Source organism: Escherichia sp. TW14182, from assembly GCF_000208525.1.
GTDB lineage: Bacteria > Pseudomonadota > Gammaproteobacteria > Enterobacterales > Enterobacteriaceae > Escherichia > Escherichia ruysiae.
This window is the reverse complement of sequence record NZ_AEJZ01000068.1, coordinates 21,405-33,655: the sequence shown is the minus strand read 5'-3', so window position 1 is coordinate 33,655 and position 12,251 is coordinate 21,405. Positions and strand designations below refer to the sequence as shown.

The window sequence follows — 12,251 nt, the reverse complement described above, 5'->3', positions numbered from 1 at the left end:
ACAAGACGTTACAGACGGAGCGCTTACGGAGATTGTCAGAAAATATTTCCAGGAGATGGCATGATTCGCTTATCTGAACAAAGTCCCCTGGGCACCGGAAGACATCGGAAATGTTACGCGCATCCGGAAGATGCCCAACGCTGTATCAAGATTGTCTACCACCGTGGCGACGGTGGTGATAAAGAGATCCGCCGTGAGTTAAAGTACTATGCGCACCTTGGTCGTCGTTTGAAAGACTGGAGCGGTATTCCACGCTATCACGGTACGGTTGAGACGGATTGTGGAACCGGTTATGTCTACGATGTCATTGCCGATTTTGATGGCAAGCCGTCTATTACATTGACCGAATTTGCTGGACAATGCCGTTACGAAGAAGATGTTGCTCAGTTGCGTCAGTTACTGAAGCAGCTGAAGCGTTATTTGCAGGATAACCGCATCGTGACGATGTCGCTGAAGCCGCAGAATATTCTTTGCCACCGCATCAGCGAGTCAGAAATCATTCCCGTCGTCTGTGACAACATTGGTGAAAGCACGTGGATTCCGCTGGCGACCTGGTCGAAGTGGTGTTGTCTACGTAAGCAAGAGCGTTTGTGGCAACGTTTTATCGCTCAACCCGCGTTATCGGTCGCCCTGAAGAAAGGCGCACAACTCAGTGAGAACAAGAAACTCACCCTCACCTCGCGCGAAGCTTAATACAGCTGATGTTGCCGCATAAAAGATTCACCGCCCAACTGATGCATCTGCCGTAAAATCCACGCCTGACGGCTACGCACGTAGCCTGAGGGTGCGGAAACTTTAAAGCGTAGTGGGTTCGGAAGTACCGCTGCCAGTGAGGCAGCCTCCGACTGAGTGAGTTTGCTCGCGGGTTTGTGGAAATAGCGTTGCGCTGCGGCTTCAACACCAAACACACCATCGCCAAATTCGGCGATATTCAGGTAAACCGTCAGGATACGCTTTTTGCTCCAGACCGTTTCTATCCCCAATGTCAGACCTGCTTCCAGCCCTTTACGTATCCAGCTACGCCCATCCCATAAAAAGAGATTTTTGGCTGTCTGCTGAGAAATCGTTGATGCGCCGCGAATACGATTTTCATTGCGCTCGTTGTGCGCCAGGGCTTTCTCAATGGAAGCGACATCAAAGCCCCAGTGCTCAGGGAATTTCTGATCTTCTGCGGCAATCACTGCCAGCCCCATCCACGGCGAGATTTGATCCGTACTGACCCAGTCAGAATGCGCCACGTAACGAAAATTGCCATGCAGCCAGGCACTGACCTGTCGCTCGACCATCACCGCTGAGAACGGGACAGGCGCTATGCTAAACAACGCGATGCCCCCGCCCCATAAAACGGCGAGGACAACCACTAACCGCAGAAGAAAACGACGAACGAAACCGAACGCCGTTAAGCGGCTTTTACTCATTCAGCCAGAACCAGCACGCGGGAAACCAGCTTATCAATGCCGTTCGCCGCTTCCGCAATGTTCTGTGCCAACATATAAGCCGGTGTAGTGACAATCTTATTGTCTTCATCAACCACGATATCATCGACCGGACACGGTACATGCTCTGCGCCCATCTCTTCCAGCACTTCTGCGGTATCGATATCAGTACCGATGGTCAAACGCAGTGGGAAATCGAAAATTTTCGGCAGCATCGCCGGGGCAATACACATAAAACCAAGCGGTTTACCGGCCTGATGCATCGCTTGCGCCAGCGCCTTTAATTCACGCTCAACAGTGCATTCACTGCCAAGGCTGGCAAAATTGCTTAAATTCTTCGCCGCACCAAAGCCACCAGGCACAATCAACGCATCCAGTTCGGCAGCATCGGCCTGAGCCAGAGGACGGATCTCACCACGCGCAATACGCGCGGCTTCAATCAGCACATTGCGCGATTCCGTCATCGCCTCGCCGGTTAAATGGTTGATAACGTCAACCTGCTGCTTATCCGGTGCAAAGCAGACCGCCTGCGCGCCGCTACGCGATATCGCCAGTAACGTCAACACAGCTTCATGAATTTCGGAACCGTCATAAACGCCGCACCCGCTCAGAACTACGCCAATTTTCTTCATTGTGATCATCCTTTCGCAACTGACTGAAACACATTAATCTTTTTAATAAAAATGCTACGCATCACACATTTAACTGATTCATGTAACAAATCATTTAAGATTTGCTATCTTAACTGCGTGCGGCCTGAAAAACAGTGCTGTGCCCTTGTAACTCATCATAATAATTTACGGCGCAGCCAAGATTTCCCTGGTGTTGGCGCAGTATTCGCGCACCCCGGTCTAGCCGGGGTCATTTTTTAGTGGCTTTTGCCACCCACGCTTTCAGCACGTCTACGTCGTGACGCCACTCTTCTTTCATCTCTTCAATCCATTCACCTACGTTATCTTCCCACGCAGGAAGGTCGGGAGACTGAATTTGCTGACCCAGCTGTTGCAGATGGCGTAACCCCACTGAACCCGCCGCGCCTTTAATTTTATGCCCTTCCTCGACAATGCCTTTTTTATCCTGCGCCGTCAGATTCGACTCCAGCACGCTGACATAGCCCGGCATCATCTTCTCAAACACCGCTAACCCGTCGGTAATCAACTTCGGCCCTACAAGTTCGAGATACTGTTCCAGCATGGGAATATCGAGTAATGCTTCAGATTTGCTGTTCTCTTCTGTCGTCACCGTGCTCTCCTCATCATCCGGGGTATCCCAGAATTTCTTGATCATCGCGGTTAGCGCCGGTACGGAAAGCGGCTTACTCAGCACATCATCCATTCCAGCATTGAGGTACTCTTGTTTATCTTTCAGCACATTGGCAGTTAAAGCCACCAGCGGCGGTAAATCTTCGCGCGGATAACGCTTCGTCAGTTCACGAGAGATATCCAACCCGGTCATATCTGGCAACTGAATATCCAGCAATACCAGGTCGTATTCGCCCGGCTTAAACATCTCCAGCGCCGCCTTGCCGGTCATTGCTACATCAACGCTGTTACCTAATTTTTCCAGTACAGAACGCGCGACAATAACGTTCAGTTCAATGTCTTCCACCAGCAGCACATTTAGTGCCGGTAAAGGCATATCGTCTTCATCAAACGCATCATCGACCTCTTCTGCCACCGACGGTGCGTGGATCGTCAACCTAAAGGTTGAACCTTTGCCCTGTTCGCTGGTAACAGTAATATCGCCGCCCATATTTTTCGCCAGCCGACGAGAAACGGCCAGACCAATGCCGGTGCCGGTGGCAGGTTTACCGCCGTGACTGTCTTTCACCTGGTAATACATGGCAAAAATTTTATCCAGCTCATCCTGCGGAATGCCGATGCCTGAGTCTTCCACTTCAAAATGCAGCATGTCGCCTTCATCGTAGCGCACGCGCACGGTAACCTGACCTTGCTGGGTAAATTTGACGGCGTTACTGATGAGATTCCACAGGATCTGCCGTAAACGCGTACCGTCGGTAATGACCTGATGCGGTAATGGTAGCGTCGGTTCCAGATTAAAGCGCAGCCCTTTTTGTTGCGCCTGCAATGCGGAAAGATTTTCCAGATCGGCAAGGAAGCTGGTGAAATCAACCGGCTGATTATCAAGCTGAACCTTGCGGCGCTCCATCTTATCCATGTCGATAATATCGTTAAAAATATTCCCCAAAGTGACGGCGGAAACATGGATGGTTTTGAGATATTTTTCCTGCTCAGCAGTGAGTTCCGTATCCAGCAGAATGCGGCTTAAGCCAACGATACCGTTCAGAGGTGTACGCAATTCGTGACTGATGGTGGAAATAAACGTCGTTTTGTCGCGGCTGGCGCGTTCGAGCGCATCCTGATACCGCTTACGCTCGGTAATGTCGCGACCAAAGCCCATCAAACCATGCCGTTTACCCACACGGTCGTAGTACGGCACTTTACGGATTTCAAAGCAGGCTTTGCGTCCGTCCGGATAATCCAGCCACTGTTCATAAGTCAGTGACACATTATGACGAAACACTTTCTCATCGGTTTCAATAACTTTCGCGGCGGCTTCCGGCGAGTAAACATCAGCAGGTTTCAGGTGAACCAGTTGTTTTTCGCTCTTCCCTGTTAGCAATTCCATTGCACGGTTACAGCCGGAAAACTCTTTATCTTCGTTACGGTAAAAAACCAGATCTGGAGAGGCGTCAAGGAAGGAACGTAAAAAAGAGGATTGCTGTTCGAGCTGAATTTGTGTCTCTTCACGCTCTTTGATTTCAATTTTCAGCTGACCGAAGGTTTCCTGCAATTCAGCTTCAGCTTTTTCACGAACGGCGATTTCCTGATTAAGCTGGGTAATATTGTCTTTTAACTGAACGTTGAGGCTCAGATCGCGCTCGCGCATCTCCTCCAGTTTTTGCACCAGCCGTGACAGACGTTGTCGTGACTCCTCCAGTTGCTCGACGACCACCGAAAGAAAGTAGACCGCCCACGGCGTAATCAGCAGACCAAAGAAGATAGAACGAATAACATCAATACTTTCGACCTGACCATGCAGCACCATGGTCACCGCCATTTGCACCACAATGGCGAGAACGACAAGGGCCAGCGCCAGCAACATTGAGAAGCGCACCAGACCTAACTTCATCATCAGGTCAACATAATACTGCGCCAGCAGACGAATTTGCTTCATTAGGGAATTCCTTCACGACAACCTGCCCCAATAATACCCAATTCTGACAGTTACGTTATAAATTGTGTGAGAAATGCGGAATTCCCCTCAATGGCCTACGCCGTTGGAGGTAGCCACGGACGTCCCAGCGCCGATCCCTGTACGCCATGTTCATTCAGATAGCGATCCAGCTCGACCATACCCGTCCAGCGATTTTCACACCACAGCGGAGCAAGTAACGTCGGGCGACGGGCGCTGGCGGAAATGCGGTGGTAGATAACTTCCGGTGGCGTATGGCGAATCATCTCTCCCGCCGTCAGCGTGTAATCGTCCAGTTCAATACCGTTCAAACGTCCCGCTTCCCAGGCTTTCGCCATAATGCTGCCTTTCACGATATGCAGGGGATGAAGCTTGATGCCGTCCACGCCGGTTTCAACCACTCTCTCCAGTGTTTGCAAACATTCCGCTTGCCCTTCGCCAGGCAGGCCGACAATTAAGTGAGAACACACCTTAAGCCCACGCTGACGAGCCAGCTGGGTCGTGCGCTGATAGCAGGCAAAATCATGTCCGCGATTGATGCGATGCAGTGTTTTGTCGTGCGCGGTTTGCAACCCCAGCTCCAGCCACACTTCGTAGCCCTGGTCTTTATATTCACAAAGCAGATCCAACACCGCATCCGGCACGCAGTCCGGGCGCGTACCAACACACAAACCGACAATATTGGCCTGGCTCACCGCCTGTTGATACATGGAACGCAGCACCTGAACTTCCGCAAAGGTGCTGGTATAAGCCTGAAAGTAGGCCAGATAGCGTTTCGCACGGTTAACCAGATTCGCCTGATGCGCCAGCTGTTCAGCAATGGAGCGGTGTTGCTGCGCTTCGTCGGCAAACGAAGCAACATTACAGAATGTGCATCCGCCGCGTCCGATGGTTCCGTCACGATTCGGGCAGCTAAAACCGCCATGCAGCGTCAGTTTATGCACCTTTTGCCCGTAACGACGGGTAAGATCCCCACCAAACATATTGACTAATTTCTGTAACTGCATAATCTGATAGACCGCGCCTTGAAAAGAGGCCAAAGCCTGCCATTTTTAGCTCAATTCGGCGATGACCTGGATCAATCGTCCCGGCCTGCTTATATCAACTGCATATTAAATCACAATTACTGAAATTTAATGCAGTAGCACATAAATTACTTTTGCTTATCTTGCGTCGGATTTTTTTATCCGCTAATGGATTTTAAACAAAAACAGTAGCATGAAATGCCTTTTCCTCTTAAGACAGTATAAAACACTGCTTCAAACGTCAATTCAAGGCAGGATAAGGGTTAACTCGCCGCTAAAGTAGTCAGGCACTCAACGTTTTCCTTTTTCTCTTTCCATTAATTAAGAATAACAAATTTAGTTTAAATTCAATAAATTAACAAATAATTTTGCGCTAAAGCACATTTCCAGAGCAATAAGCTTGCCATTTGACCTGTATCAGCTTTCCCGATAAGTTGGAAATCCGCTGGAAGCTTTCTGGATGAGCAGCCTGCTCATCATATTTATGCAGTAATTGAGTTCCCCTCTTCACCGTATTAACTGATGCGAAAAGGACAAAAAAGGGGGCGAATGCGAGGTAAGCGTATGAAACGCAAACCCCGTCGCCATGCTCTTTCTGTGCCCGTGCGCAGCGGTTCGGTAGTGGGGTTCCCGCAGAGCCTGGGGGAGGTTCACGATATGTTGTACGATAAATCCCTTGAGAGGGATAACTGTGGTTTCGGCCTGATCGCCCACATAGAAGGCGAACCTAGCCACAAGGTAGTGCGTACTGCAATACACGCACTGGCTCGTATGCAGCACCGTGGCGCGATTCTCGCTGATGGTAAAACTGGTGACGGTTGCGGCCTGCTGTTACAAAAACCGGATCGCTTTTTTCGCATCGTTGCGCAGGAACGCGGCTGGCGTTTAGCGAAAAACTACGCCGTCGGGATGATCTTCCTGAATAAAGATCCTGAACTCGCCGCCGCCGCACGCCGCGTCGTTGAAGAAGAGCTACAACGCGAAACCTTGTCGATTGTCGGCTGGCGTGATGTCCCTACCAACGAAGGTGTACTGGGTGAAATCGCCCTCTCCTCGCTGCCGCGCATTGAGCAAATTTTTGTGAACGCCCCGGCAGGCTGGCGTCCGCGCGATATGGAGCGCCGTCTGTTTATCGCCCGTCGCCGCATCGAAAAACGTCTCGAAGCCGATAAAGACTTCTACGTCTGTAGCCTGTCGAATCTGGTCAACATCTATAAAGGTCTGTGTATGCCGGCGGATTTGCCGCGCTTTTACCTGGATCTTGCTGATCTGCGTCTGGAATCAGCTATCTGTCTGTTCCATCAACGCTTCTCCACCAACACCGTGCCGCGCTGGCCGCTGGCGCAGCCGTTCCGCTATCTGGCGCACAACGGCGAAATCAACACTATCACCGGTAACCGTCAGTGGGCGCGCGCCCGTACTTATAAATTCCAGACGCCGCTGATCCCGGATTTGCACGACGCCGCGCCGTTCGTCAACGAAACCGGCTCTGACTCCAGTTCGATGGATAACATGCTGGAACTGCTGCTGGCAGGCGGGATGGATATCATCCGCGCCATGCGTCTGTTAGTTCCACCAGCCTGGCAGAACAACCCGGATATGGATCCGGAACTGCGCGCGTTCTTCGATTTTAACTCCATGCATATGGAGCCGTGGGATGGCCCGGCGGGCATCGTGATGTCAGACGGTCGCTTCGCTGCCTGTAACCTCGACCGTAACGGTCTGCGTCCGGCGCGCTACGTCATCACCAAAGATAAGCTCATCACCTGCGCCTCTGAAGTCGGCATCTGGGGTTATCAGCCTGACGAAGTGGTTGAAAAAGGCCGCGTGGGGCCGGGCGAACTGATGGTGATCGACACCCGCAGTGGGCGTATTCTGCACTCGGCAGAAACCGATGATGACCTGAAAAGCCGCCATCCATATAAAGAGTGGATGGAGAAAAACGTTCGCCGCCTGGTGCCGTTTGAAGACTTGCCCGATGAAGAAGTGGGTAGCCGTGAACTGGACGACGACACGCTTGCCAGCTACCAGAAACAGTTTAACTACAGCGCGGAAGAGCTGGACTCTGTGATCCGTGTGCTGGGCGAAAACGGTCAGGAAGCTGTCGGTTCGATGGGCGACGACACCCCATTCGCCGTGCTCTCCAGCCAGCCGCGCATTATTTACGACTACTTCCGCCAGCAGTTTGCCCAGGTCACTAATCCGCCAATCGACCCGCTGCGTGAAGCGCATGTTATGTCGCTCGCTACCAGCATCGGGCGCGAAATGAACGTCTTCTGTGAAGCCGAAGGCCAGGCACACCGTTTAAGCTTTAAATCGCCGATTCTGCTCTACTCTGATTTCAAACAGCTCACGACGATGAAAGAAGAGCACTACCGCGCAGATACCCTGGATATCACCTTTGACGCAACCAAAAACACGCTCGAAGCGACGGTCAAAGAGCTGTGCGATAAAGCCGAAAAAATGGTGCGTAGCGGCACCGTGCTGCTGGTGCTTTCCGACCGGAATATCGCTAAAGATCGCCTGCCGGTTCCAGCCCCGATGGCGGTTGGCGCGATCCAGACCCGTCTGGTCGATCAAAGCCTGCGTTGCGACGCCAACATCATCGTCGAAACCGCCAGCGCCCGCGATCCACACCACTTCGCCGTGTTGCTGGGCTTCGGCGCGACGGCTATTTATCCGTACCTTGCCTATGAAACACTGGGTCGCCTGGTTGACACCCACGCGATTGCCAAAAATTATCGTACTGTGATGCTCAACTACCGTAACGGCATCAACAAAGGCTTGTACAAAATCATGTCCAAGATGGGCATCTCCACCATCGCCTCTTACCGCTGCTCGAAACTGTTTGAGGCGGTCGGTCTGCACGATGATGTTGTGAGCCTGTGCTTCCAGGGCGCGGTCAGCCGCATTGGCGGGGCAGGCTTCGAAGACTTCCAGCAGGATCTGCTGAATCTGTCAAAACGAGCCTGGCTGGCGCGTAAGCCCATCAGCCAGGGCGGCCTGCTGAAATATGTGCATGGCGGCGAATACCACGCCTACAATCCAGACGTCGTGCGCACGCTGCAGCAGGCGGTACAGAGCGGCGAGTACAGCGACTATCAGGAATACGCGAAGCTGGTTAACGAGCGCCCGGCAACAACGCTGCGCGATCTGCTGGCAATTACGCCGGGTGAAAACGCGGTCAACATTGCTGATGTTGAGCCGGCAAGCGAACTGTTTAAACGCTTCGATACCGCTGCGATGTCTATCGGCGCGTTAAGCCCGGAAGCCCACGAGGCACTGGCGGAAGCGATGAACAGCATCGGCGGCAACTCCAACTCCGGTGAAGGGGGGGAAGATCCGGCGCGCTACGGCACCAACAAAGTCTCGCGCATTAAACAGGTCGCTTCCGGTCGCTTCGGCGTCACTCCGGCGTATCTGGTCAATGCCGACGTGATTCAGATTAAAGTCGCTCAGGGCGCGAAGCCGGGCGAAGGCGGTCAGTTGCCGGGCGATAAAGTCACTCCTTACATCGCCAAACTGCGCTATTCCGTACCCGGCGTAACGTTGATCTCCCCGCCACCGCACCACGATATCTACTCTATCGAGGACTTAGCGCAGCTTATTTTCGACCTCAAGCAGGTTAACCCGAAAGCGATGATCTCCGTGAAGCTGGTTTCCGAACCGGGCGTTGGCACCATCGCCACCGGTGTGGCGAAAGCTTATGCCGATTTAATCACCATCGCTGGCTATGACGGTGGCACCGGCGCAAGTCCGCTGTCGTCAGTGAAATACGCAGGCTGCCCGTGGGAACTGGGGCTTGTTGAAACACAACAGGCGCTGGTTGCCAACGGCTTGCGTCATAAGATCCGTTTGCAGGTTGATGGCGGTCTGAAAACTGGCGTCGATATCATCAAAGCAGCGATTCTTGGCGCAGAAAGCTTCGGCTTCGGCACTGGCCCAATGGTGGCGCTCGGCTGTAAATATCTGCGTATTTGCCACCTGAACAACTGCGCCACCGGCGTGGCAACTCAGGACGAAAAACTGCGTAAAAATCACTACCACGGCCTGCCGTTCAAGGTGACGAATTACTTTGAATTTATCGCCCGTGAAACCCGCGAGCTGATGGCACAGCTGGGCGTGACGCGTCTGGTGGATCTGATTGGTCGCACCGACCTGCTAAAAGAGCTGGACGGTTTCACCGCTAAACAGCAAAAACTGGCGCTATCGAAGCTGCTGGAGACTGCCGAGCCGCATCCTGGTAAGGAGCTCTACTGCACCGAAAACAACCCGCCGTTCGATAACGGTCTGCTGAACGCGCAGTTGCTGCAACAGGCGAAACCGTTTGTCGATGAGCGTCAGAGTAAAACCTTATGGTTCGATATTCGTAACACCGACCGTTCCGTGGGCGCATCGCTTTCAGGTTATATCGCCCAGACGCACGGCGATCAGGGGCTGGCTGCCGATCCGATTAAAGCGTACTTCAACGGCACCGCAGGCCAGAGTTTCGGCGTGTGGAACGCGGGCGGCGTGGAGCTGTATCTGACGGGCGATGCCAACGACTATGTCGGTAAAGGCATGGCGGGCGGCTTAATCGCCATTCGTCCTCCGGTTGGCTCGGCCTTCCGCAGCCACGAGGCGAGCATTATCGGCAACACTTGCCTGTATGGCGCGACCGGCGGTCGTCTGTATGCCGCTGGCCGCGCGGGTGAACGTTTTGGCGTGCGTAACTCCGGTGCGATTACCGTGGTAGAAGGCATTGGCGACAACGGCTGTGAATACATGACGGGTGGTATCGTCTGTATTCTGGGTAAAACCGGTGTTAACTTCGGTGCGGGCATGACCGGCGGCTTCGCTTACGTTCTCGACGAAAGTGGTGATTTCCGCAAACGCGTTAACCCGGAACTGGTCGAGGTCTTAAACGTTGACTCTCTGGCGATCCATGAAGAGCATCTGCGTGGTCTTATCACTGAGCATGTGCAGCATACCGGTTCGCAGCGTGGCGAAGAGATTCTGGCGAACTGGTCAATCTTCGCCACTAAATTTGCGCTGGTTAAACCGAAGTCCAGTGATGTAAAAGCACTGCTGGGGCACCGTAGTCGTAGCGCAGCAGAGTTGCGCGTGCAGGCGCAGTAAGGGGTAGCAACAATGAGTCAGAATGTTTATCAATTTATCGACCTGCAGCGCGTTGATCCGCCAAAGAAACCGCTGAAGATCCGCAAAATTGAGTTTGTTGAAATTTACGAGCCGTTTTCCGAAGGCCAGGCCAAAGCGCAGGCTGACCGCTGCCTGTCGTGCGGCAACCCATACTGCGAGTGGAAATGCCCGGTACACAACTACATCCCGAACTGGCTGAAGCTCGCCAACGAGGGACGTATTTTTGAAGCGGCAGAACTGTCGCATCAAACCAATACCCTGCCGGAAGTGTGTGGACGCGTTTGCCCGCAGGATCGTCTGTGCGAAGGTTCCTGTACCCTGAACGATGAGTTTGGCGCAGTGACCATCGGCAATATTGAGCGTTATATCAATGATAAAGCGTTCGAAATGGGCTGGCGTCCGGATATGTCCGGCGTGAAGCAGACGGGTAAAAAAGTGGCGATTATCGGCGCAGGCCCGGCAGGTCTGGCGTGTGCGGATGTGCTGACACGCAACGGTGTCAAAGCTGTCGTCTTCGACCGTCACCCGGAAATCGGCGGCCTGCTGACCTTCGGTATTCCGGCTTTCAAGCTGGAAAAAGAGGTAATGACGCGCCGCCGTGAAATCTTCACCGGCATGGGTATTGAATTCAAACTCAATACCGAAGTGGGACGTGACGTGCAACTGGACGATCTACTGAAAGATTACGATGCCGTGTTCCTCGGTGTCGGCACTTATCAGTCAATGCGTGGAGGACTGGAAAACGAAGATGCCGATGGCGTGTACGCGGCGCTGCCGTTCCTCATCGCCAACACCAAACAGTTGATGGGCTTTGGCGAAACCCGCGATGAACCGTTCGTCAGCATGGAAGGTAAACGCGTGGTGGTACTTGGCGGTGGCGATACCGCGATGGACTGCGTGCGGACTTCCGTGCGCCAGGGTGCTAAGCACGTTACCTGTGCCTATCGTCGTGATGAAGAGAACATGCCGGGTTCCCGCCGCGAAGTGAAAAACGCGCGGGAAGAAGGCGTAGAGTTCAAATTCAACGTCCAGCCGCTGGGTATTGAAGTAAATGGCAACGGTAAAGTCAGCGGCGTGAAAATGGTGCGCACCGAAATGGGCGAACCGGACGCTAAAGGCCGTCGCCGCGCGGAGATCGTGGCAGGTTCCGAACATATCGTTCCGGCAGATGCGGTGATCATGGCGTTTGGTTTCCGCCCGCACAGCATGGAATGGCTGGCAGAACACAGCGTTGAGCTGGATTCACAGGGTCGCATTATCGCTCCGGAAGGTAACGAAAACGCTTTCCAAACCAGCAATCCGAAAATCTTTGCCGGTGGTGACATCGTGCGTGGTTCGGATCTGGTGGTGACCGCCATTGCCGAAGGTCGTAAGGCGGCAGACGGCATTATGAACTGGCTGGAAGTTTAAGCGAGGTAACAATAAATTCGCCAGA

General features: G+C 53.1%; 7 protein-coding genes. 3 read left to right on the top strand and 4 right to left on the bottom strand.

All coding sequences use genetic code 11. The annotated features are described in order from the left end of the window. Positions 1-60 precede the first annotated feature (60 nt). Positions 61-693 carry a PhoP regulatory network protein YrbL gene (yrbL, locus tag EQY_RS0106890; protein ID WP_000620414.1) on the top strand — a complete coding sequence of 211 codons (633 nt, stop codon included), beginning with the start codon at positions 61-63 and terminating at the stop codon, positions 691-693. On the opposite strand, the gene mtgA is transcribed toward yrbL, so the two are convergent. The 4 genes from mtgA to mnmL all read right to left on the bottom strand — a co-directional run bounded on the left by mtgA (position 690) and on the right by mnmL (position 5,659). Further along, positions 690-1,418, bottom strand: a complete 729-nt coding sequence (gene mtgA, locus EQY_RS0106885) for a monofunctional biosynthetic peptidoglycan transglycosylase (RefSeq protein ID WP_000047059.1) — start codon at positions 1,416-1,418, stop codon at positions 690-692. The two genes, yrbL and mtgA, sit on opposite strands and share 4 nt — an antisense overlap. Further along, entirely contained in the window at positions 1,415-2,068 is a 654-nt protein-coding gene (elbB, locus tag EQY_RS0106880) for an isoprenoid biosynthesis glyoxalase ElbB (RefSeq protein ID WP_010346520.1), read from the bottom strand. The genes mtgA and elbB overlap by 4 nt, the downstream gene beginning before the upstream one ends. Positions 2,069-2,297: 229 nt before the next feature. Next, entirely contained in the window at positions 2,298-4,634 is a 2,337-nt protein-coding gene (gene arcB, locus EQY_RS0106875) for an aerobic respiration two-component sensor histidine kinase ArcB (RefSeq protein WP_000809801.1), read from the bottom strand. 95 nt (positions 4,635-4,729) lie between these two features. After that, positions 4,730-5,659 carry a tRNA modification radical SAM protein MnmL/YtqA gene (gene mnmL, locus EQY_RS0106870; protein WP_024165162.1) on the bottom strand — a complete coding sequence of 310 codons (930 nt, stop codon included), beginning with the start codon at positions 5,657-5,659 and terminating at the stop codon, positions 4,730-4,732. A gap of 675 nt (positions 5,660-6,334) precedes the next feature. Between mnmL and gltB the strand changes: the two genes are divergently transcribed. Then, entirely contained in the window at positions 6,335-10,795 is a 4,461-nt protein-coding gene (gltB, locus tag EQY_RS0106865) for a glutamate synthase large subunit (RefSeq protein WP_038808904.1), read from the top strand. 12 nt (positions 10,796-10,807) lie between these two features. Next, entirely contained in the window at positions 10,808-12,226 is a 1,419-nt protein-coding gene (gene gltD / locus EQY_RS0106860; protein WP_000081662.1) for a glutamate synthase subunit GltD, read from the top strand. Positions 12,227-12,251: the final 25 nt, after the last annotated feature.

Coding starts and splice junctions, on each gene's coding strand:
- yrbL (WP_000620414.1), top strand. CDS start 61: ATGATTCGCTTATCTGAACAAAGTCCCCTGGGCACCGGAAGACATCGG.
- mtgA (WP_000047059.1), bottom strand. CDS start 1,418: ATGAGTAAAAGCCGCTTAACGGCGTTCGGTTTCGTTCGTCGTTTTCTT.
- elbB (WP_010346520.1), bottom strand. CDS start 2,068: ATGAAGAAAATTGGCGTAGTTCTGAGCGGGTGCGGCGTTTATGACGGT.
- arcB (WP_000809801.1), bottom strand. CDS start 4,634: ATGAAGCAAATTCGTCTGCTGGCGCAGTATTATGTTGACCTGATGATG.
- mnmL (WP_024165162.1), bottom strand. CDS start 5,659: ATGCAGTTACAGAAATTAGTCAATATGTTTGGTGGGGATCTTACCCGT.
- gltB (WP_038808904.1), top strand. CDS start 6,335: ATGTTGTACGATAAATCCCTTGAGAGGGATAACTGTGGTTTCGGCCTG.
- gltD (WP_000081662.1), top strand. CDS start 10,808: ATGAGTCAGAATGTTTATCAATTTATCGACCTGCAGCGCGTTGATCCG.